Origin of the sequence: Radiobacillus sp. PE A8.2 (assembly GCF_045635475.1) — a bacterium.
Taxonomy (GTDB): Bacteria; Bacillota; Bacilli; order Bacillales; family Amphibacillaceae; genus JBJGXI01.
Map to the genome: position 1 here is coordinate 25,226 of NZ_JBJGXI010000030.1, position 23,421 is coordinate 48,646.

At 37.7% G+C, this 23,421-nt stretch carries 16 protein-coding genes and 1 pseudogene; 13 read left to right on the forward strand and 4 right to left on the reverse strand.

The genetic code is table 11. The annotated features are described in order from the left end of the window. Window positions 1-14: 14 nt before the first annotated feature. From ACI6MV_RS15625 to ACI6MV_RS15660, 8 genes and pseudogenes are all read left to right on the forward strand, one after another. A pseudogene (locus ACI6MV_RS15625) lies at window positions 15-224 on the forward strand (helix-turn-helix domain-containing protein); the annotation flags it as partial. After that, a complete protein-coding gene (locus ACI6MV_RS15630; RefSeq protein WP_407271252.1) occupies window positions 217-1,833 on the forward strand; it encodes a YceG family protein in 1,617 nt (538 codons plus the stop codon). The pseudogene ACI6MV_RS15625 and the gene ACI6MV_RS15630, both read left to right, overlap by 8 nt. A gap of 51 nt (window positions 1,834-1,884) precedes the next feature. Further along, window positions 1,885-2,946, forward strand: coding sequence for a toxic anion resistance protein (locus tag ACI6MV_RS15635; RefSeq protein WP_407271285.1), 1,062 nt, complete (start codon window positions 1,885-1,887; stop codon window positions 2,944-2,946). A 505-nt stretch (window positions 2,947-3,451) separates the two neighbouring features. Further along, window positions 3,452-4,675 carry an O-antigen ligase family protein gene (locus ACI6MV_RS15640; RefSeq protein ID WP_407271253.1) on the forward strand — a complete coding sequence of 408 codons (1,224 nt, stop codon included), beginning with the start codon at window positions 3,452-3,454 and terminating at the stop codon, window positions 4,673-4,675. A gap of 21 nt (window positions 4,676-4,696) precedes the next feature. Further along, window positions 4,697-5,683: an ATP-binding cassette domain-containing protein gene (locus tag ACI6MV_RS15645; protein WP_407271254.1), complete on the forward strand. Its 987-nt coding sequence runs from the start codon at window positions 4,697-4,699 to the stop codon at window positions 5,681-5,683. After that, window positions 5,670-6,488 (forward strand): ABC transporter permease, encoded by an 819-nt coding sequence (locus ACI6MV_RS15650; RefSeq protein ID WP_407271255.1) that lies wholly within the window; start codon window positions 5,670-5,672, stop codon window positions 6,486-6,488. The genes ACI6MV_RS15645 and ACI6MV_RS15650 overlap by 14 nt, the downstream gene beginning before the upstream one ends. A 194-nt stretch (window positions 6,489-6,682) precedes the next feature. Then, window positions 6,683-7,720 carry a hypothetical protein gene (locus ACI6MV_RS15655; protein ID WP_407271256.1) on the forward strand — a complete coding sequence of 346 codons (1,038 nt, stop codon included), beginning with the start codon at window positions 6,683-6,685 and terminating at the stop codon, window positions 7,718-7,720. A gap of 28 nt (window positions 7,721-7,748) precedes the next feature. After that, window positions 7,749-7,889, forward strand: a complete 141-nt coding sequence (locus tag ACI6MV_RS15660) for a hypothetical protein (RefSeq protein ID WP_407271257.1) — start codon at window positions 7,749-7,751, stop codon at window positions 7,887-7,889. Between the two features lie 2 nt (window positions 7,890-7,891). Here ACI6MV_RS15660 and ACI6MV_RS15665 read toward each other — a convergent pair whose 3' ends face one another. From ACI6MV_RS15665 to ACI6MV_RS15680, 4 genes are all read right to left on the reverse strand, one after another. After that, on the reverse strand, window positions 7,892-8,035 hold the full coding sequence (locus tag ACI6MV_RS15665) for a hypothetical protein (protein ID WP_407271258.1): 144 nt from the start codon (window positions 8,033-8,035) through the stop codon (window positions 7,892-7,894). Between the two features lie 321 nt (window positions 8,036-8,356). Continuing rightward, window positions 8,357-8,776 carry an NUDIX hydrolase gene (locus ACI6MV_RS15670; protein ID WP_407271259.1) on the reverse strand — a complete coding sequence of 140 codons (420 nt, stop codon included), beginning with the start codon at window positions 8,774-8,776 and terminating at the stop codon, window positions 8,357-8,359. Between the two features lie 368 nt (window positions 8,777-9,144). Next, a complete protein-coding gene (locus ACI6MV_RS15675; protein ID WP_407271260.1) occupies window positions 9,145-10,590 on the reverse strand; it encodes a polysaccharide deacetylase family protein in 1,446 nt (481 codons plus the stop codon). Between the two features lie 196 nt (window positions 10,591-10,786). Continuing rightward, window positions 10,787-12,334, reverse strand: coding sequence for a glycosyltransferase family 2 protein (locus ACI6MV_RS15680; protein WP_407271261.1), 1,548 nt, complete (start codon window positions 12,332-12,334; stop codon window positions 10,787-10,789). A 500-nt stretch (window positions 12,335-12,834) separates the two neighbouring features. On the opposite strand from ACI6MV_RS15680, the gene ACI6MV_RS15685 reads away from it, so the two are divergent. The 5 genes from ACI6MV_RS15685 to ACI6MV_RS15705 all read left to right on the forward strand — a co-directional run bounded on the left by ACI6MV_RS15685 (window position 12,835) and on the right by ACI6MV_RS15705 (window position 23,328). Next, window positions 12,835-14,577, forward strand: coding sequence for a sigma-54-dependent Fis family transcriptional regulator (locus ACI6MV_RS15685; RefSeq protein WP_407271262.1), 1,743 nt, complete (start codon window positions 12,835-12,837; stop codon window positions 14,575-14,577). A 390-nt stretch (window positions 14,578-14,967) separates the two neighbouring features. Continuing rightward, window positions 14,968-15,951 (forward strand): 2-keto-3-deoxygluconate permease, encoded by a 984-nt coding sequence (locus ACI6MV_RS15690; RefSeq protein ID WP_407271263.1) that lies wholly within the window; start codon window positions 14,968-14,970, stop codon window positions 15,949-15,951. Window positions 15,952-15,981: 30 nt separating this feature from the next. Then, window positions 15,982-17,280 carry a four-carbon acid sugar kinase family protein gene (locus ACI6MV_RS15695; protein ID WP_407271264.1) on the forward strand — a complete coding sequence of 433 codons (1,299 nt, stop codon included), beginning with the start codon at window positions 15,982-15,984 and terminating at the stop codon, window positions 17,278-17,280. After that, complete coding sequence (gene pdxA / locus ACI6MV_RS15700; protein WP_407271265.1) at window positions 17,273-18,268, forward strand: 4-hydroxythreonine-4-phosphate dehydrogenase PdxA; 996 nt, start codon at window positions 17,273-17,275, stop codon at window positions 18,266-18,268. The genes ACI6MV_RS15695 and pdxA overlap by 8 nt, the downstream gene beginning before the upstream one ends. A gap of 746 nt (window positions 18,269-19,014) precedes the next feature. Then, window positions 19,015-23,328, forward strand: a complete 4,314-nt coding sequence (locus ACI6MV_RS15705; protein ID WP_407271266.1) for a glycosyl hydrolase — start codon at window positions 19,015-19,017, stop codon at window positions 23,326-23,328. The last annotated feature ends 93 nt before the right edge of the window (window positions 23,329-23,421 follow it).

Below are 23,421 nucleotides of genomic sequence, written 5' to 3' on the forward strand. Positions count from 1 at the left end.
TGAGTGAAAAATTAATTAACTTGGAAAATCAAGAAATATTAAGTTCAAGTGAAGCATGCCAAGAATGGGGCATTGATTCCTCGACATTACGGAAAAGGATTCCCGACTTTTCAAAGGGTACGATTAGAAAGTTTGGAACTACTTATGTTGTTACAAGAAAGGGAATGACAGAAGTATTTGGTCAACCTAAATGTAAGAGGATCGAAGGGGGAAACCATGAATAATTATCACGGGATAACAATTCATAAATCTCAAATTGAAAGTGATAAATGGAAACATACTCTTTTTAAAAAACTTCCTGATAGAGATTTGTATAAGATAGGCACAAGTTTGGAGATAAGCGGTCTCGCAGGAAGGGTTTTAGGTTCTACTTATGATGAAACAGATTACTTTATCTATTTATATGAACTGTACAAGGCTGAAAATGTACATATACTTAGTGAAGGGTTAGACAAAACAATCGCTTCGGAAAAATTTCAGGCTGTTCAAAGAGTATGGATGATTAACCAAAAAGAAAAAGGATTATCTACGAATCGATTTGTTGCCTTTTTAGATGGAGAAAGGTTAATACCTAAGCATCCGAATCCAGCTATGAACCGACATCTAAGGAAATCGTTGATTACGGTGTTGGACACATTTAAGCAATCACATTCACAAAGTTTAGACCATCCAGATTTCAGAAGAGTAATCGTAGACATAATAAAATGGTCATCGAATCACCTTGATCCGTGGCTACAAGCAACTAATATAGAAGAGGAAATGCCACACGTTATTTGGTATGGAGATGCAACCAAAAGTCAGTTATATTTCTTATATTATTTAATACTAGTCGGATGCGATGTAATTATTCTTCATCCTGGAGGGAATGATCAATTTGCTGAGATTGATCCAAATAACGATATTTCTTTAGTCGAGAAGTACCCAGACACGACTGATATACAACCATTCCCGACAGTAAAGCCTGAACGTCAGTCAACAGTGGCATATCGATCATCAAAAGAAATTGACAACGTATTGCATCATGAAGGTTCACATTTATATAAACCATGGCAATTTAGAAATCATTTTCCACATTCTATAACACTTAAGACAACTTATGATGAATTGTTCTTGATTGCAAAAGAACGAGCATTTATTCGACCCAATTTTAAAGCTACAAAGGATATCGTAGAAATACCTAATATATTTGCTAAAATTATGGGTGTATCTAAGAATACCAAAGAATATTGGGATCGCTTACGCTTGCTAACGGAGTTTAAGGAATCAGAAACAATAAGGAATTTCCCTTTCTCTGAAGAAATTAATTCGAATTATCAATTTCATTTCCAAGATTCATTGAATAGAAATGGTGAAATTGAACCTGAGAAGTTAATGAATATTAATTTATGGCAGTATAATCATCTTCCAAATGGAACGCAAAAAGCAATCGCTCATTCAATATCTAATTTATGTAAGATCCCTAAGCTACTTCCTAAAAATAAGGAAACTGTAGAAGATGTTCGCCTCTATTTATTTGCGCAGGCAACTAACATTGAAACTAGATTTTTGAATTTAATGCAAACATTTGATTTTTCTCAAGTTGTACCCAAGTTAATTCTCTATAACACCGAGAACAATGGTACGTTATCTCGATCAGATGCAGCAACCTTATTACTACTCAATGAGTTTGGATTTGATATAGTAATCTACAATCCGCCGGGGCACAATTGTATTGAAAACTATATAGATGAAAAGCTATTTGATACACATTTTCTAGATGAAATGAGTTTTGGACAAGAGTTTAAAGAACCAACATTTATACGTAAATTCATAAAATCAATAAAATTCAATTAAAAAGGGAGAGGGAAAATGATGAATAACACAAATAATGTGGAAATAACAAAAATGGATCAAAGTGACCAAATTTCAGTAGATAGTGCAGAAGATATACGTTCTAAGCTAAGAAGAGAACCTGAGGTAACCGAACTTTCTAAAAAGATTGATTTTAAAAATCAAGTTCAATTATTAGAATTTGGTAAAGAGCCTGCAATTCATATTTCCCAGTTTTCGGATCGGATTCTTGCTATGATGAGTACAAACAGTGTTACCGATTCAGGAAAAATGCTAGATCAACTTGGAAAGGTCATGGATCGATTTGATAAGAAGGATTTCGATGAACCAAAAGGTATCTTATCTAAAATTTTCAAAAGTAAAAACAACCTAATTGAAAAAATATTTGGTAAATACCAAACACTAGGTGGAGAGATTGAAAAGATTCATGTGGAGATTTCTAAATATAAAGATGAAATGACAAAAACAACGCTTACTTTAGATGAAATGTACGAAAATAATATTAATTATTACATGGAACTTGAAAAATATGTAGTTGCTGGTCAGATGAAAGTTGAAGAATTGACTGCGTTAGTGCCCCAATATGAACAAAGAGCTGCTAATGGCGATCAAATGGCACAAATGGAACTAGATACACTCAAGAACGGAATTCAAGCATTAGAGGAGCGTGTGTATGACTTAGACATGGCTCGGATGGTTGCCTTGCAAACAGCACCACAAATTCGTCTACTACAACGAGGTAATACGAAGTTAGTTGGGAAAATTAACTCTGCATTTATCATTACGATACCAATCTTTAAGAACGGTATTATTCAAGCAGTTACCGCAAAACGTCAAAAACTAGTTGCAGATTCCATGAGTGAACTAGATAGAAGAACGAATGAGATGTTAAAACGCAACTCCGAAAATATAGCCAATCAAAGTGCAGAAATAGCACGGTTGTCTGGTAGACCAAGTATAGACATTGAAACTATCGAAGAATCTTGGAATACAATTGTAACTGGTATGCAGGAAACAAAATCTATTGAAGAAGAAAATAAACGTCTTCGCGAAGACGGTACACGAAGAATTATGGAACTACAAAAAAATATGAAACAAATAGAACAGCAACGATAAAAGTAATTGTGCTAATTGAAGAGATAATATATGGGGAATGTCATAAAACAATTCTACACTACCGTAATATACGTAGAGGTGTAAGTGTAAACTAACAGTCTATTTGGTCTGTTATTGAAGAGGTTCCCAGTCCATATATTTATACTAGTCTAGGAACTTAGAATGAGAAGTCTGAAGATACACTAATACAGATTTTATCCATGGCCTAAACGAACCTATTTTCTATCTGATTTAGATAATCCTCTATGTAGAAAAAGACTGCCACTCCGATGTTTTTCGGGGTGGCTACTTAGATAATCATCGCAGATATAAGGGTCAGTCTTGTCAGCGTCTCTTAGGAATCATCAGAACATTTGAAATTTATTTTTTTATAATTTATCGATCATATTTAACATTTTTGTACAAGAATACCAGCACATAAACATGTATAATATAGAAAAAGCCGCTTCCTGCCAATCGTTCGAAGCGGCTTTTAAATAGAGAAAAATACATAACGGGGGAAATTATGAACTGGATTACTTTTGCATGTTTAAGTGTGGTGTTGATTGTAACGCCTTTTCAAGGGGGGCTTTATTATGAAAGTGATATGCGTATTTGGGAGCTTGTTATCATCCCACTTTTTATCATCCATCTACTCTGGTTTAGCTTCAAGCACGCTACTATTCTAATCAGGAATAAAAATTACTTCTTAGTGTTTCTTCTACCTCTCATGTATGTACTTACGATTCCTTTTGCAATAAATCCATCCGGCAATATGGATACGATTCTACGCTTCATTACATATGCATGCTTTTTCCTAATGATTTTTTGGATCAAAGAATCTACGACGATTAGTAAACTCTTACCCTATGTATTTCATTTACTAGGAATCGAGCTGTTGATTTTTACCTTTGCGGAGTTGTTTGACGTAATGCCGATGCAAGAGTCAATGGTAGGGTGTGGAGGGGAGCGTGCTTGCGGACCGTTCCGCTATCCGAATACGTTTGCCGCTATTATTGGTGCGTATTGGTTTTATACGATGGCCATTGTTGTGCACCGAAAAAGGTTTGATTGGGCGGGAGTGCTGCTGGCCGGTGTGATGATCGGTTACGGTGTTATCTTGCTACATACATACTCTCGTGGCAGCTACCTATTTTTTGGTGTTACATTTGTGTTAGCCTTGCTTTTATTGTGGAAACGATGGAAGCGGTTTGTAATTATTTCGATCGTGTCTATGATGCTATCATTCGGACTGTTCAGTTTGATGAGCATCGAACCGGATCAACCTGCTGAAGTTGTTCCGAATAGCTTTAAAGAACGAGTGACCGATATGAGCCCTAGTACAAACACGGCAGTAGCACGATTTGATTTTTACAAACAAGCACTTGCTATGAGCAAAGACGCTCCGTGGACTGGGTTCGGTGGTGAAAGTTGGTATATGTATTATCCTGAGCATGAAAAGGCAGGCGGACTTAACCAGACCCATAACGGATATTTGGATCTATTGATTGAAATTGGCTGGGTGGGGGTACTCGTTTATGCAGCTGTGTTTGCTTGGTTAATTTATCAGGTGATAAAGGTGAGAGCCTATGCTGTTGATCAGACACACGGGACGGGAGTGATTTTGGCACTAATGATGGTTTTTGGACATTCACTGGTGGATTATGATTTTTCCTATGGTAGGATCTGGTTACTGGTATTTTGGTTGTTTGGGATTGGGGTTAAAAGAGTAGAGGCACGTCATATTTAGATAGGAAAAGGGGTTGGAGTTATGGTAGAAAGTAGGATTACATATGCAGTTGAAGCGAATAATCTTGTCAAAACGTTTAGCAAAGAACGTGCTGTCGATGATATTAGTCTGAAGGTACCTAAAGGGATTGTTTATGGTTTTCTTGGTCCGAATGGTGCAGGGAAAACAACGATGATTCGAATGCTTGCAACACTGCTGAAGCCTAACGGAGGAGAAGCTAAAGTGATGGGGTATGACCTCGTTCAGGAAGCTGATTCTGTAAGACAATCGATTAGCCTAACCGGTCAATTTGCTTCGGTTGATGAGGAGCTTTCAGGAAGAGAGAACTTAATTTTCATTGGGCGCCTTGTTGGCTATTCGATAAAAGATGCTAAAAAAAGAGCTGATCAATTGTTAAAGGCGTTCAACCTAGAAGAAGCAAGTAAACGTCAGGTTAAAAAATATTCAGGTGGGATGCGGCGACGAATTGATATCGCAGCAAGTATCGTCACGAGCCCAGACTTACTTTTCTTAGATGAACCAACAACGGGATTAGATCCTAGAAGTCGAAACCAGGTTTGGGATATTGTTCGGGCCTTAGTAAAAAACGGAACAACCGTCTTTTTAACAACACAATACTTAGAAGAGGCTGATCAACTCGCTGATTTGATCGGTGTAATTGATCAAGGAAAGTTAATTGCAGAGGGCACGAGTAAAGAATTAAAAGCTTCGATTGGAGCTGGCAGCTTGACGGTGCATTTTGATGATCTGGCAGAGTTAGAAAAAGCTAAGCAAATTTTCGTGAGTCAATTACAACAATCTCCTGAAGAAAACGTGCAGGAGATATCGTTAACCGTTCCGATTAAAGAGCATGCGAAGGCTGCCAAAGCGATCGGGGAGTTAGCGAATGCTCAGGTGCAAATTAAGGACTTTTCCATGAGTCAGCCGAGCTTGGATGAAGTTTTCTTAACTTTAACAGGGAAAATACGTGAGAGCGAAGGAGGGGAAGTAGCCGATGGAAACGCATGAACAACACAGATTTGAAGATGCAATTACTTCAATCGAACGCCCGAAAAAGCCAAGTGCACTCAGTGCTTCCACTACATTTGCTTGGCGCGCGTTACTACGGATCCGATACGTTCCGGAACAATTATTTGATGTAACGGTGTTCCCGATTATTTTTTTACTCATGTTTACGTATTTGTTTGGTGGGGCGATCTCCGGTTCAACTGGTGAATACCTGGAATTTGTGCTGCCGGGCATTCTAGTCATGACGGTTGCGATGATTACGATGTATACCGGACTGGATTTGAACAAAGATATCGAAAAAGGGGTGTTTGACCGGTTTCGATCGCTACCGATTTGGCGACCTGCCGTACTAGTTGGGGCGCTTGTCGTTGATGCTGTTCGATATCTGATTGCGTCGACAATTATGATTACATTAGGCTATATTTTAGGATTTAGACCAGAGGCAGGCTTTATTGGGGTAGTACTCGGTGTGTTGTTATTATTATTATTTGCCTTTAGTTTGTCATGGATCTGGACGATGCTCGGTATTATTGTACGAACGGAAAAAGCATTAATGGCGATAAGTATGATGCTCTTATTTCCATTAACGTTTCTAAGCAGTGTATTTGTCGATCCAAGCACCATGCCAAACTGGTTACAAAAATTTGTCGATATTAACCCGATAACCTTCGTCGTCAATGCAGTGCGAAGCCTAGTTCATGGAACAGATGGTTTACAAGATGTGATGATGGTCATCTATATATCAATCGGATTGATTGTTGTGTTTGGACCGTTAACGATGTACTTTTTTCGGAATAAGAGTTAGGGGTTCTAGTGTAGCGATTCTGATGAGAAAATTGTAAATAGTGACTCCGATGATCTGTTCGCCATAGATATGTCGGGGTCTTTTTCTAGTGCATTTTCCCTTAGCTATAGTTTACTTTCTTCAGATGTTATATAATGGAATTGTATATAACAACGAAGATCTACCCTGAATTAAACCTAAAGGAGTTATTACCCTTGGAGTTTGATACATTTTTTGAAGAAATGTGTGAAGGTGGAGATGATCCATTAATTAGGCCATTGCGTGCAAACAAAGATAAAGTAGGGTCACAAAAATATTATATTGCTATGTTTTTTTATCCATTTAAGCAGCTCAAAACATTTAAGAATATTTTAAATGACCCAAAAAACATATCATATGTTCAAGTTTTCTTGGCGCCATTAACTGTGCTTACAGGTTGGAATTTAGATTTTTTCTTACATACTTTGGAAAAATTAACCCTCATTCAATCCTTCTTATTTTCATTTTCATTGTGGTATATTATTAATTTTTTCATCACATTAGGACAAATGAAGAATCCAGACTATTTGAATACAGTTTTCCATTACGATGCCTTCAGACGTTTAAATAAGCGTATGTACAACTTTTATGATCCTTTAGTGAGTGATTCTTCATTTACATTTAATGGTATGAGAGAATGGTTCAAAAGAAATAATTCCTCTAAGACGATAGAAGAGATAACAACTTTCTATAGGAAGCAAATACAAGAGATCGAGCGTGAAAAGGAGCTACTGTTTGACGAGAAAGCAAAAGCGATAGAAGAGTTTTCAGGAATATTTAAAACCCTAGAAAAGAACTTCAGTCGTATTCAGAACAATGTATTGGAATTTGAAGATCTCGATTTTTTGAATTGCCCTCTTACAGTTTATCAATTAGTGGACAATCGAATGACTAACCTGAAACAATACAAAACAAAAGAATTCTATCCTGACTTTGATTTAGATGATCCGAGCTACAGTCAACTTGATTGTAGATGCGCCATAGAACAAGAACATAATCCATGGTTTGATAGTTTCAATTCTATTAGTTACAAATTTGATATGGATGAAGAAAAACTATGGATAGTGACCTATTACTTTGATACTGAAGAGGGTGCGGTTGAATTTCACCATGGTTATAGTATAATGAAGATAGATGCAATATTCTCCATGATTAAGACACATTGTGATTTCCTTTACTCGAGAGAAAACTGGGATAGTATTAAGGAGAGCTAGAAAATGCTGCTAAAAAGGAGAATGTAAAGTGCAGAAGACAAGGGCTAAGAAAACGACGATGAGTGCAAAAGAACTTAATAATAAACAGAAACATTATTTACTAGAAGAACGTAGAATTCGTGAAGAAAAGATACGACAATTTGAAGAGAGTATTAAAAAGCAGGCGTGAAATTAATCACGCCTGCTTTTTTCAAAGTATTCTAGCCTTTTTTCTCTTTCAACACGTTTGCGAGAGAGTTCTTCTCTTTGCTTTTGCAAAAATGTGCCGACACTTTCTGTTTTTGGCGTACCAAGTATTTTAATGCTTTTTCTCATCCTGTGCACCTCTAAACTCTAGATTTGTACATTATATGCTCGAATTATAAAAGGTTGCCCAGTATTATATTTTCTATTCGGATGATTGGGTGTGTTTCATCACAAAATTAAAGCACTCTCGAATCTGATCGACTCTCTTTCTAAAGAGAAAAACTTGCTTATGAGGAATTTGCAAACAATTAAAGTAGGAGTTGAAACCCTAATACGGGCAGTATGCGAAGGATTAAAAGAAGACTGGAATAACGGGACGATGCTTATAACGAGCTATTATAATCAAGACATCGACAAGGCATGCTATAATATTGAAAATTACTGTAATAATTACTCCTTACTAAACAAGCTCTCAAAAATAAACCGATGAGCAGAGAAAATCTTCTCCGGCAAATCATCCACATCAAAAAACTGCAGCGTATGACTTTCCTGATCAATTTGAATAACTCCCTCATAATCACTTGTCCGATAAACAATACACAAACCGTACGTCTGATCACCATTCGGATATTCAAAAAACAACTCTTCTCCAGCAAACACATCGACTAATTCAAGTGTGTGGGCAGTTAATCCAGTTTCTTCATAAAGCTCTCTTTTTGCACATGCGATAGGCGTTTCACCTAAATCAATCTGTCCGCCAGGTAATCCCCAATCATTCGTATCCGAATGTAACTGGAGAAGCAGTTGATCCTCGGAATTGTAGACCGTGATTAAGCATGCGGGAACGAAAAGTGGGGCGTTTCCTATCAATTTTCTTAGTTTTTTTGTGTAGGACATGGTATTTTCCTAGTTTTCGATTAAATTAGATTACTTTAGCGCTATTTTGAATATCAGTAAGCTGCTGTATACCAAAATTCGCTACTCGATTCAGTGTTAAAAAATGTGCTCAGAGTGTGTAGGGCCAATACCGCGCTATCACGCCAGCCTATTTTTTCTTTGATACTCAAACTCCCTTACACCGCTATGCACTAATAACAGTACACCTGAAACTATAGCATATAACATTTCAAGAGCAAGGAGCCAAACAAGCGTAGGTGATAATGGTGATAGTGAAAGAAAACGCCTTGATGCAAATAAACATCAAGGCAAAATCGCATCATATTCATATCTACAGTAAACTATATATCCCCAAGTTTCACGATATTATAACCACGGTTACGCAACTCTGTAATAATCATTGGAAGTGCGTCTACTGTGTTAAGATTATCTTGCAAGTGCAAGAGAATAATGCTTCCCTCTTGTACATCTTCTAGTACATTTGTAACAATCTCGTACGTTGTTGCTTGTTCCCAATCCTTACTATCGACGTCATGCAAGGCGATGTTTTTAATCCCTGTAGTTGCGACGATTTGAGATGATTCTTTATCTATAATTCCGTAATCTGGTCGAAAATACATGGCGGTCTGCTTTTGAATGGCCATTGTTAATACTTGAAATCCTTTAATTAATTCTTCTTGTAGTACTTGTTTACTCACTTGGGTGATGTCTATTGGAGAATAGGTGCGGATGCCGATATCGTTCCCGTTTTCTACAATTGTTCTTGCCAAATTAGGATTATTTTCGGCAGCCACGGGATCAATAAAGAATGTACCGGTAACTTGGCTATCTTTTAAAATATCGAGAATGTTTGTTATCGTTTGTTCTGACCCCCAATTGTTAAAAGTAAGAGCAACCTGTTTCTTATCCGTATCCATACGTTCTATCTCGTTATAAAAAGTGTCATACGAATTTTTCCTTACCACATTATATCCAGGTATATCTTCTAATTTATTTCTTTCATAGCTACTTTCCATTAATTGATTCAATGGTACGAACTCGTATCCGCTATTGGCTATTACTTCTGCTACGATCGGAATTGCAGTGAAAATGTCTGGGTTTTCCACATTTGCAGTTAAAATACTGCCGCGTTTAGCTCCCGATGCGATAAACTCTTTGAAAGATGACGAGGATTTCATATCCCAATCATGGAGATTTACACCATCAGTTACGGCTGCTGTTAAACCGACGTGTGCTGTAGCAATTAGAATATCTTCATTTTCGGTGACAGTAGTCACTCGGATATATTTTGGGATCGTGCCAGTTTGTTCTTCGATGATTGTATTTGATTCAAGGATAGCATTATAAATTTCCTCGTAGGATAAGTTGGTTAGGTCCTGTTGTTCTAACGAGTTATTTTCAATTTCATGTCCTCGAGAGATGATTTCCTCAGCAATCTCAGGAAATTCTTCTACTTTGTTTGCAGATACAAAGAAGGTTGCCTTTATCTTGTGAAAATCAAGCGTTTCTAAGATTTCTTCCATTGTACTAGCGTCACTCATACCATTAAATGTAAGAGAGAGTTGTTTTTTTGTCGTATAAACGAAAGATACATGGTCGCTTTTCATATCGATAGGTTTGATTATTGGTTCCTGAATTGTTGCGATTTCTTCGTCCGTATTAATCTTTTCATCTTTTGGTTCCTCACCATTTGCTGTTTTAAAACTTACGAAGCCTAAATTCGAGCAGCCTGATAGAAATAAAATAATGAGTACGCAGAAAAAGTACTTTTTATTAAAAAAAGTCATCTTGTTTCTCCTTTGAGTCAATTTCAAAATTACCATAGCTATTCAGTATTATGAAATTGATTACTTAATTGAATGGGTTATTTTCATCTTTGTTTACAATTATTTGAGTCAATTTCATAATATTGATTTCGAATCCGCATATGGTAGTATAAGGTAATTATGAAATGGACTGATTACAAAAAGATAGAGCATAAACCTATGCTCTATGCTTTCCTCTTAATGTCCAAATCTGAAATAGCATGGCAAATGATTGGAAAATAGTAAGATAGGTTAATAAAACCCATCCATTAACTAAATATGGTCTAAGAGCGCTTTGAACAGATGCGCTCGTTAGAGAATCCCGGAAGTAGGCGCAACATAATACAATGATAACAATGCATAAAAACACAATAAGCAACCCTGTTTTTAACTTGCTTTGCGTTCGGCCACGTTCAGCATCATATTGGGTTGCCCAGCCATCTTTTTTATGAGATTTCAGTTTATCCAACCACACCTGGCAAAACGTTATTAAGTTTGACCATAAATATATTTCTGGACTGATCAGTAAACCTGCTAAAACAACATCAATCGGTCTATGCATCGGTGTTTTCAAGGCGAGCGTTATATTTAAAAGAGATGCTAGCACTACTGGTATAATCCAAATCCACATCCATGTGTATTGATTGGTTGCGATCGAAATGGCCAGCAAGGAAAAAAACATGACCCGGACCATTAGATCTGAAAACATTTTTAATTGGTCACGCCACATTCTGCTCGTATGTCTTGTACGAATACCGATATCTCGGTTCGTTAATAAATCAAGCGCTCCACCTTGCCACTTATTTCGTTGCTGGCGGAAAGAATGATAGTTTCTCATCGCATCCACATAACATCGTGCTTCGGGGCTAATTAAGGTTTTCCACCCTGCATTTTGTAATTGCCAGGTTAGCAACATGTCTTCTACATCACTTTCGTTTTGCCATGGTCCGTCTAATTTACTCGTTTCAACGACATGAAGTAATGCCTCTGGACGGAATAATGAAGCCTGCCCACCAAGTACATACGTACTACCTCCGCCGTATTGCAGTTTCAATAACCAACTGGCCATATCCTGCTTTTGTTGATGCGTCCACCATCTAGCGATTGGACCTCCATATTCCCCGCTCCTTAGTTTAGCTTCATAGTTAGGATCATCGAAACTTAACAGCTTTTTCTTCTTCGGCATCCGCATCGTATACTTTGCCATGACACCACCGATATTTCTCGAACTCATTAAGCCTTCCCAAAGGTGCTGAATAGCATTTGGTGCGAGCCTACTATCGGCATCCATTCCTAATATAGCTTTAATGGAATCGCGATATAGTATCTGTTGCTCTGATAGTTCTGTATAAAAAATATCTAAGGCATCTCCATAAATACTTTTCCAAGCACTGTTCAATGCGCCAACCTTTCGTTGCTTATTTCCTTTTGTTACATAAACATTTAATATGAGACCGAAGTCTTCTCCTGCTGCCTTTGCAATCGCCTCTGTTTGATCTGTACAATTGTCTGCAATAACTACAACGTCCAATTCCACATCCTTTGGCATCGTTTGATCACGTAATCCTTCTAAACAATCGCGAATCGAGTATTCTTCATTATGCGCGGGTATTAAAGCGATGATTCTTGGCTTTATGTGAGGTTGCTTTTGAATCGGTTTTTCCTCTGGAATTGTTACCGCATTAAAAACTTGAATACTCCTTTGTCTTTCTACACTAATTTCCAACTTCTCGTATCCCTCCAATATCTTTCTTTTATATAATTTTTAAAATGGTACATGGGCCATTCGCGAATTAATAGTATTGCTGTTAAAGAATGATAGAATTTTAATGAAATATAATGGGTGCTAAACATAAGAAGGAGAGTAAGGTAGTGATTAGAATATAAAATCTATCAATTTGTCCTTTCTAAATATTTGATCATGCTATGTGGGAATTGAGTGACAATTTCACTTGAAGTAAAGTGTATAATCAACAGTCTCATAATCTACACATAAGGTAATATATTATTGGAGAAAAAAAATATGACATAAACTTTTACAAGATATAATATTAATGGAATCTATTTTTATAATGTAGCGCAGTAGCTTTAGGAGTGAATCAGAATAAAAATGTATCATCAGGCTGTTGCATTTCACGGTAGCACAAGGATCTACCACATGATGACATCCCAAAAAATATATGCCATAATAGTTGTGTTGAATTATGCAACAAAAGAGGTGTGCGTATGATTAAAGCATTATTAATCGCTCCGTATTCAGGGTTAGCTGAGACGGCGAGAAAAATGAAACAACCGGATGATATTAAATTAGATATCGTAATTGGAAATCTTGAAGAAGGCTTAGAAATAGCGCGGTCGGCTGAAAAGCAAGGATATCAGTTAATTATTAGCCGCGGTGGGACGGCAACGATGATTCAAGAGGCAGTTTCTATCCCTGTTGTTCATATAGATATAACCGGCTATGATATGCTTCGCGTTTTTACGTTGTTACGAGGTATGGAAAGTGGGGTGGCACTCGTAGGTTATGCCAATATTTCTGAGGGTGCTAATACGCTATGCAACATACTTGAATTCGATGTAAAAATGATAACTATTCGTTCAAGTAGTGAGGTGCGAGCGCATTTAGAACAATTAAAAGAAGACAATTATTCTGTAGTAATCGGTGATGTTATTACGGTTCAGGTTGCAGAAGAAGTTGGGCTAAGAGGGGTCTTGATTACTTCTGGAAAAGAAGCGTTAATGGATGCATTTGAAGAAGGAAGACGGATATATGGATATTTTCGTAAACTAAATTATCAATTTGATAATATTCGTAATGCTTACGTTCAGACTCCGTTACCAATTGTCTTGATTAATAAAGATCAACAAATAATAGAAAAAAATATAAAGTTCGAAAATGAAGTAAAAAACGAAGAACTTTTGAAGTTGCCTATAGTAAACCAACTCGTACATAAAGTTTTAGCCAAAGAGGAGATCCAATGGGTCGAAATAGAAGATGAAGACCATAGCTATGAAATACAAGGATTTTTAGTGAACAAACGTGAACATATCGTAGGTCTTATCATCCATTCTTCTTTGATTCATACAAAATCGACAGCAATCAGTCTGATTGATAATGTGAATCATGTTCCGTTGATTGGCGAAAGCGATTTTGCTTATCGTTTAAGAGAAAACATTAACCAATATGTGCATGCAGATGAACCAATCTGTATTGTTGGCGAAACTGGGACGGGCAAACGAACGCTTAGTAAGCAAATTCATTTTCAACGATACGGTCATGATGCACCTTTAGTTATCGTAGAAGGTAAACAAGTAACAGAATCCGATGTGGAAACAATAGCTCGTAAATTAAAGCGGATGGATAAAGGAAGCGTGATTTTAACAAATGTTCAGTCGCTTTCAGAGACGATGCAAATTTCTTTTAATCAATTAATTTATACGAATAGTCATATAAAGGTTATCGTATTAAGCAATCGCTCATTAGAAAACATGGTGAATCAAAACACTTTTTCGGAAGAGCTTTATCAAAAAGTAAACCAATTTCCACTGCACATCCCTCCACTAAGAGAAAGAAAACAAGATATGAAACCATTTGTTGAATATTTTATCGCAGAGATTCATGCTAGTGAGGGAAATGAAACATTAGGTATAAAGCAAGAAGCCGTTGACTATATGCTTGCGTGTATGTGGGAAGCGAATTTCAGCCAATTAAAACAGGTTGTCAGAGAATTGACACTGCTGACTAATCGTAACTATATTGAATTATCAGATGTGAAAGCCATACTAGATCAATATAGAAATGAAGATATGGATCAGAAAGCAAATAGCTTTTCATTGCAAGGAACACTAGAAGAAATGGAAAAACAAATTATTCACATGGTTTTACAAGAAGAAGGTCATAATCAATCAAAAGCAGCAAGTAGATTAGGGATTAATCGTTCAACATTATGGCGGAAGCTTAAATCATAAGTAAGTAAAAGGGGAGCTGGATGTATATCAGTTCCTCTTTTCGTGTGTCTAGCTCCGAGCGCCAGAAACTTGGCGACTTCACGAATCGCTCTATGTCATCAAGGATTAAAGGCGGACTTGTCGTCCAACGTCGATATACCCGCTTATTCGAGGGCATGATTCCTTTATCTTAGTAGATAGACTACAGTTGCTACATTTCAATTAGGTTGTGTTGTGCTTATTTTGTTGCAAAATTAAACATTATTGAAATTTATATAAATTTTAAAGAGAAAATTTAATGAAAACCGTTGCATTTTATATCGTTAAGTTTTATAATCTTATTTGTAAGCGGTTAACAATAAATTGGTTGTTTTAAAATGAAACATAACTTTCGGTAAGGGGGAAACAACAATGCAAATTAAAGCGACTTTAGACAGAATTCCAGGGGGTATGATGGTAGTTCCGTTATTAATTGCTGCAATATTGAACACATTCGTACCTGATTTATTAAGAATAGGCAACTTTACTCAAGCGCTTTTTGTTGACGGTGCTGGTACGTTAATTGCACTATTCTTACTATGTACAGGTGCTCAAATTAACGTAAAAAGTGTAGGGGTTAGTCTTGGTAAAGGTGCTACATTATTAGCAACAAAATGGGTTGTTGGTGCGGCAATTGGACTAATAGCATATATGTTTGCGGGAGACAATGGATTATGGTTAGGTCTTGCGCCGATTGCGATTATCGCAGCAATGACGAACAGTAACGGTGGTTTATATGTAGCATTGGTTGGCCAATATGGTGACAAAACCGACCGAGCAGCATATTCACTTCTAGCTTTAAATGATGGACCGTTCTTTACAATGGTAGCTTTAGCAATATTTGGTGCAATGGGATTTGTTGATGGTTTATTTTCTTTCGTATCATTTATTTCCGTTCTATTGCCAATTATTGTTGGTATGGTATTAGGTAATTTAGATGAAGAAATGAGAACGTTTTTAGACAAAGGAAGCTCAATGTTAATTCCGTTTTTCGCTTTTGCTTTAGGTATGGGAATTGATTTTGCAAGTATCATTGAAGGTGGATTATCTGGTATTATTCTTGGTTTATTAACTGTATTTGTTACTGGTACTGCAGGTTACTTTGTGTTTAAAGCGATGAAATGGAACCCGATTACAGGTGCTGCTGAAGGTTCTACAGCAGGTAATGCAGTAGCGACACCTGCAGCGATCGCAGCTGCTAGTGCAAGTTTTGCTACTCATGTTGACATTGCAACCGTTCAAGTTGCAGCATCAACGGTCACTACAGCGATTTTATTACCTTTATATATTGCCTTTTTAGTAAAACGATTAGAGAAAAAAGGCGTCCGATTACCCGAAGATTATACACGGAATTAATAGTAAAATTCGATAGGATGAGGGATCAACATGAATAAACTAATTGGAATCATTGCAGATGATTTAACAGGAGCTAATGACAGTGGTGTGCAGCTTACGGAAAAAGGGATTAATACTTCTGTTCTGTTTGATATTCCTGAGCATACGACGAACTTAGATGATGGATTAGTGATCGATACCAATTCCCGAGCTTTATCGAATCAAGCAGCAAAATCGATAACTACAAAAGCCTCTCTATTTCTTAAAGAGGCTGGTTATCGTTTTGTTTATAAAAAAATGGATTCGACATTGCGAGGGCATATTGGTACAGAGCTACAAGCGCTTTATGAAGTCTTCTCACCTGAGTTTGTGATTATTGCACCTGCATTTCCTGCGCTTGGAAGAACAACGATAAATGGAATTCACTTTGTTAATGGGATAGACATCGCAGATACAGAAATCTCTAAAGACCCGAAGCATCCGGTTACGGAGTCCTATATTCCTAAATTGATAGAAAACGAGATTCATGAATCAGTAGGTTTATTAACGAAACAAGAACTTGCAGTAGAGTCTGTTCTACGTCAAAAGCTAGAAGCGTACAAACGAGAAAATGTTCATTATATTGTATGTGATGCGGATGCACAAGAAGATTTAAAAAGAATGGCACAGCATATATCTGGAATTTCGAATCAAATCGTTTGGGCTGGGTCAGCTGGTTTAGCGGAAGTACTTCCAGAAGTATTAGATTTGGAACAACCAGTTGAAGAACGTTCTTATAATGATGCACTAAAGGTTATGACGGTTTGCGGAAGTCTTTCACAAGTAACGCAACAGCAAGTGAAGTATGCAGCAGAGCAACAAGATGTCACTGCTGTACAATTAGATCCGCTCGACATGTTTGGAGAAAACTGGAACGCAAAAAAGGCCAATTATATTCAGTGTTGTGTGGATGGACTGGAAACTGGCAATGATATTGTTATCTATGTTCCATCAAACGACCAAGTCCGTGAACAAGTAAAACAAACTGGAAACGAACTAAATTTGACAGGATATGAAATTGGAGAACGCATTTCTCGAGCAATCGGTGAAATTGTGGCTAACGTAACAGAGCACAACCGAGAATTAACTGGTTTAGTTTTGACTGGTGGAGATACAGCGAAGGATACTGCACGTCAATTAGGTGGCATTGGCTTTCGTTTAATAAAGCAAATTGAGGCAGGAATACCACTTGGAACGCTTATCGGTACAGACAAAGAATATAAAGTAGTAACAAAAGCTGGTGCATTTGGTAAACAAGATTCAATCTATCGTGCCATGCAAGTATTGAAAGGAGCTAAACAAGATGACTAAAAAACCGATTATTGGAATTACGATGGGAGACGCAGCAGGAGTAGGCCCGGAGGTTATAATTAAAAGTCTTCTGAATAAAGAGGTATATGATAAAGCAGAACCAATTGTCATTGGAGATGCGAAAATGCTTGAACGTGCTGCAGAAATCTTACGTGCAAATGTAACGATAAAGGCTGTTGATCGTGATGCTACGTTCACAACAAGTTTTGGAGAAATTATTTGTGTGGATTTAGATTTACTTCCTATCGATCTTCCATTTGGTCAAGTTTCTGCCGAGGCCGGAAATGCTGCATTTCAATATTTAAAAACAGCAATTGAACTAGCAAATGATGCGAAAATTGATGCGATTTGTACTGCGCCTTTAAACAAAGAAGCGTTGCATAAAGGTGGACATATCTATCCTGGTCATACAGAAATTTTAGCAGAGTTAACAAATACGAAAGATTTCTCGATGATGTTATCCTCGCCAAAGCTAAAAGTTATTCATGTAACAACACATATGGGACTAATCGATGCGATTAACCGTATCGAACCTGAACGCGTATATAAAGTTATTCGTTTAGCACACGATACGCTTTCCAAATCAGGAATAAAACAGCCGAAAATTGGCGTGTGTGGTATTAATCCGCATGCAGGTGAAAATGGTTTATTCGGTAATGGAGAAGAAGCAGAGAAAATTGATCCTGCAATTAAACGAGCCACTGAAGAAGGAATTGATGTAGAAGGGGCACTGCCAGCCGATACGCTTTTCTTCCGTGCACAGCGCGGAGATTTCGATATTGTTGTCGCAATGTATCACGACCAAGGGCATGGTCCGATCAAAGTGCTTGGCCTAGAAGCGGGTGTTAACATTACAGTTGGACTACCAATCATCCGAACAAGTGTCGACCACGGCACAGCATTTGATATTGCTGGGAAAGGCATCGTTGATGACGGCAGTATGATCGAAGCGCTTCGTCAAGCGATTGAACTGGCTCCGGAAAAGTAAAAAGATAGAGAATTGATTTATTAGTGTAAAACCTCAAACATGGTACTTAACAAACAGGCGAGAATTCCTCTTCAAAATCTCGAATTTAGTGGAGGGTGGATCGCCTCTTCTTTTTAAATTTTAGAAGGAACGTACGAACTAATTTGCGGTAGTTTTATGGTAATAGCCACCAAAGGACAGGGATGCAAGGTGCTAATGAATTATAAATATGCCATTTATCCAAACAGTGAACAAGCAAACAAATAGAAACGCTGGATTAATATCTGTGGCATGCAGTATAATTCTGCCCTCCTCGATAAGTTTTTGAACAAAGTTATTTGATTAATGTTGAATGACTTTACTATGAAAACAATTTGTATCATAGCATTGCTATTTTGGAAAGGTAGGTATATAATTTTATGAAAGCGTTACCATTAGTTGTGTATATCATTAAAAGAAAGGAGTTCTATGAGGAATTTCCACTATTTACTGATGCTAAACAAATCGATTTCGATAAGCATGTAATTTATGAAGTAGTTACCTGCGCAAACTTCAGGCTTTTTAGAAACCGGTTTCGATTCTATCAACTTTGTTTCAAATAGTGTTTTATTTATGGTTGCAGAAAAGGTTAAGTACTTTAGAGGTTGGTTAAAAGTGGGGTTTCGTGATTACCTATTGGTAATGTTTTTAGCATAGCATAGAAGTTCATCAAAGAATTACATAAAGCATGTAATAGATTTTCAATTGAACTGGAGGTTATGTAAAAAATGCTTAAACGACCACTATTTTTGCTAATGATTTTAACGTTACTTTTTCCTATACTACCAACTGAGATAAGCGTTCAAGCTGCTACGAATGTGACTTCGGTTGGTAATGGAAGTTACTCTACTGTTTTTCCGAATATTGATTATGATAGCTTTGAGGATGAGGGTTATGCTGGGCAGCAGGGCCAGCCTCCTAGTACGATTTATCGGACTGATAATGTAACGGGTCCGATGCAAACGAATACGTGGTGGGGGTCTTTGGCCGCAGATCCGTTTTCCATGACTCAATTCCCACTTCCATTTAGTGTGAAGCATGGGCCGGAAGGGTTGAATGTTTTTTACAACTCTGAAACGCAATCTGTCGTCCATGGTGATGCTGGCTCTGGCTTATGGCATATTGTTGGGGCGATGGGAACTGATTTTAAAATTGGGCATTCGGCAACAAATTCTTTTCAACAAGCGCTTGTCGATGATTACAATGACTGGTATGTCAGAGGTGTACTCGAGGATGGCTCGAAAAAAATGTACACCACCTATGGCGTAGGTTCTCCGTATATTTTTGTTGAATATGAAGGCGGCAGTGCCGAGCTAAACTTCGCTGTTAATCCAAAGATTTGGGAGAATCGTGGTAATGTTCTGGGTTTTTCTACACACGATAATAAGCACTATGCTGCATTTGCACCAGACGGCTATGACTGGTCTGGGGTTGATTCTACTAATTTAACAAACAGTTCTAGCGTCGTTACGATAGCAAAATTACCTAATGCAAATGCTAGTACTTTGGATAAATTTGAAGAATATGCATTCTCCATTGTGAGAGATGCGGAGGCTAATTATTCATTTAATGAAGAAACAAGTAAGGTTACAACAACGTTCGAAGTAACAACGGAAGCTGTAGTAGATGGTGCACCAGATGGAACGATATTTGCACTGCTACCACACCAGTATCGAAATTTGGCAGAAGCATCGAAGGACCAGTTATTAGATGGTTATGAATTCTTTGTACTTCAAGGTGACATGTTGGCATTAGAAGGCAAGAGTTTTCAAACAGAGCTAACATATACAGGCGTGCTTCCTAGTATGCCGGATGCAGGAGATTATGACAAAGAAACATTAAAAGCGTATCTCCAAGACGCGAAGGAGCATACACCTACTGGACGGGACACGTATGAACTAGGAAAGTATTTAGGGAAGATAGCTACATTAGCACCAATAGCTGATCAGATGGAAGAATCTGAGTTAGCAGATGAGTTTAGAAGTGAATTAAAACGAATTTTAGAAGAATGGTTAGTAGCAACAGATGATCAAGGAAATATAAAATCGGAAAACGTCTTGTATTACAATGATAATTGGGGAACTATGCTTGGCTATCATGCTGCACATGGGTCAGCAACAAGAATTAGTGACCACCATTTTCATTATGGATATTTCGTGAAGGCGGCTGCTGAAATAGCTCGAGTCGATCCTGATTGGGCAAGTGAATCTGAATGGGGTGGAATGATCGATTTACTGATTCGTGATTTTGCCGCGGGTCGTGACGACGATATGTTCCCTTATATTAGAATGTTTGACGCCTATTCTGGACATTCATGGGCAGATGGATTGGCAACTTTTGATGCTGGAAATAATCAAGAGTCCTCTTCAGAGGCGATGCATGCTTGGTCGAATATGATTTTGTGGGCAGAAGCGACAGGTGACAAAGAAGTTCGTGATCGCGCCATTTATCTATATACAACAGAAATGAGCGCAATCAATGAATATTTCTTTGATGTACATGAAGAAAATTTCCCAGAAGCGTTCACACCTGAAATGGTAACGATCAATTGGGGTGGAAAAATGGACCATGCAACATGGTGGAATTCTGGAATGGTAGAAAAATACGGTATTAACTGGTTACCTTTTCATGGTGGTTCATTGTATCTTGGCCATTATCCGGAGTATGTTGAAAGGGCATATGCAGAGTTAAAAAACCGAAATGGATCAACAGACTGGAACTTATGGTCAAATATGGTTTGGATGTACAGGGCATTGACGAATCCAGAAGATGCGATTAATCAAATGGATCTGACCATTAATAATTATACGGAATTCGACCCTGGTGATGAAAAAATTATAGAACGAGGAAGTACAAAAGCGCAGACGTATCATTGGGTTCATAACTTAAATGTACTAGGACGAGTAAATCCTAATGTAACAGCAGATCATCCTACTTACGCTGTTTTTGATAAGGATGGGCTAAGAAGTTATGTTGTATACAACTTCACTGCTGCACCAATCGAGGTCAAATTTTCTGATGAAAAAACAATGACTGCTGCACCTAATGATTTTAGTATCGCTTATGGTGAAGGCATTGATTATCCTGATGATCCAGTTGATCCTGGTGACGGCGATGACGATGGTGATCCTGGTGACGGCGACGATAACGATGATAATCCTGGATCCGGAGACCATCATGTGCACGATGACTATGAAGCAGGAGCAAAAATGGTCAACGATAACGAAGCGCAAATTTGGATCACGCCAGAAACTGACGCTGCTTACGTGGATGTGCACTATGCTGTTAACGGTGCAGGTAGAGCAGGTTACAGAATGACCAAAGCAGATGGAACGTGGACACAACAAATAAGTGGGCTAAGTGAAGGAGATATCATAAACTATAACTTCGTTTATGAGAAAAATGGATTGCAGTACGAATCAGAAAACTATCAGTATACCTTTACTGAGGATGTACCTGAACCAACAGTACTTGCCGCTCCTGAAAACGTAAGTGTAACAGGCACAACGACTACAACTGTGTCACTTTCGTGGGATAGGGTTGAAAGTGCTGATGAATATGAGGTTATTAGAGACGGGCAAGTCATCGACTCAACGTCCTCAACTTCATTTACTGATGAGGGGCTTGAGGAAGATACAACTTACCTTTATGCCGTTCGTGCTAAAAATGCAACCGAAACATCCGAAGAAAGTGCTGAAGTAGCAGCAACTACGAAGAAATCTGATGGAGCTGTTGATGATGATAGACATGTGCATGAAGACTATGAAGCTGGTATAACAAACGGAGGTGAAGGCGAAGCATTACTTGATTTTATCCCTAGTAAAGAGTCCGCTTATGTAATTGCTTACTATTCAATTAATTCTGGAACTGTAGCAGGCTATAACATGACCGTGAATAATAATGCTTGGGAAAAATTAATCAGTGGACTAAGTGATGGGGATACGATAGATTACTATTTCGTTTATGAGAAAAATGGTCCTCAATATCAATCAGATAGCTATCAGTACACGTTTACGGCAGAAACGGATGAACCGACAGAACCACAAGCTCCAGATGCACCAACAGGGCTTTCAGTTACAAATAAGACGACATCATCTGTAACACTAGAATGGGATGCTGTAGCAGGTGTTGATGGATATAAAATTGTTCGAGACGGTGTAGAAATAGACACAACAACATCCACATCATATACAGACAATGGCCTTGATAATGAGACAAGTTATCAGTATATAGTAAGATCGTACAATGAAGCGGGAACATCAGAGGATAGCAGTTCTGTAACTGTTGCGACTGAGAAAGTAGAACCGACGGATCCGATAGACCCCGAGGAGCCAACAGATCCCAAAGAAGAAGATGAACAAGGTGAAAAGCCAGGAGACGGTGAGCAATCTGAATTAGATGTTATAAGTGATGAAACAGACCTGGTAAAAAACACAACGAACAAGGTTTATACCTATAACAAGACAGCTGACTCCGTTGTTATCAAGAAAGAGATTCTTGTGAATTTGGAAGATGATTTTACGATTGAATTTTCTAATGGAAAAGTAAAGGTAAGGTTACCAATTTCACTATTGCCAAAGGATAAAGACGTTACATTTAACTTTGGAAATGTATCCCTAAACGTATTAAATAAAAATAAGGGTGCCTTAAGTGAGTTATACAACTTTACAATCATCGCTGGTGGGGAAGAAATAACCGATTTCGGTGATTATGTTGTAAGATTAACCTTTACTGTAGATGCTAGCCGAGTGAATAATTGGGATAATGTAAGAGTTATCTATATTGATGAAAATGGAGAACAACGAGAAGAAATAGTACCGACGTCAATTAATGAAATTACTGGTGAGGTTGTTGTAGATGTGTCTCACTTTAGTATTTACGGAGTATTTGAGGTTGCTGGAGATACTGTTGAAGACTCCGAAGAAGATAATGAATTACCTGACACAGCAACATCTACCTTTAACTTACTAGCTGCAGGCGTTGCTATAATACTTGCTGGAATGATTATGGTATTTGTGAGTCGTAGAAGAAATAGAGTGTAATAGGTTTTCCATGCAGATGGCCTTATTCCTTAGTGGGATAGGGCTGTTTGTGGTTGGAGGAAGGGTTTATGAACTGTTCTTTTAGTCGTTTTT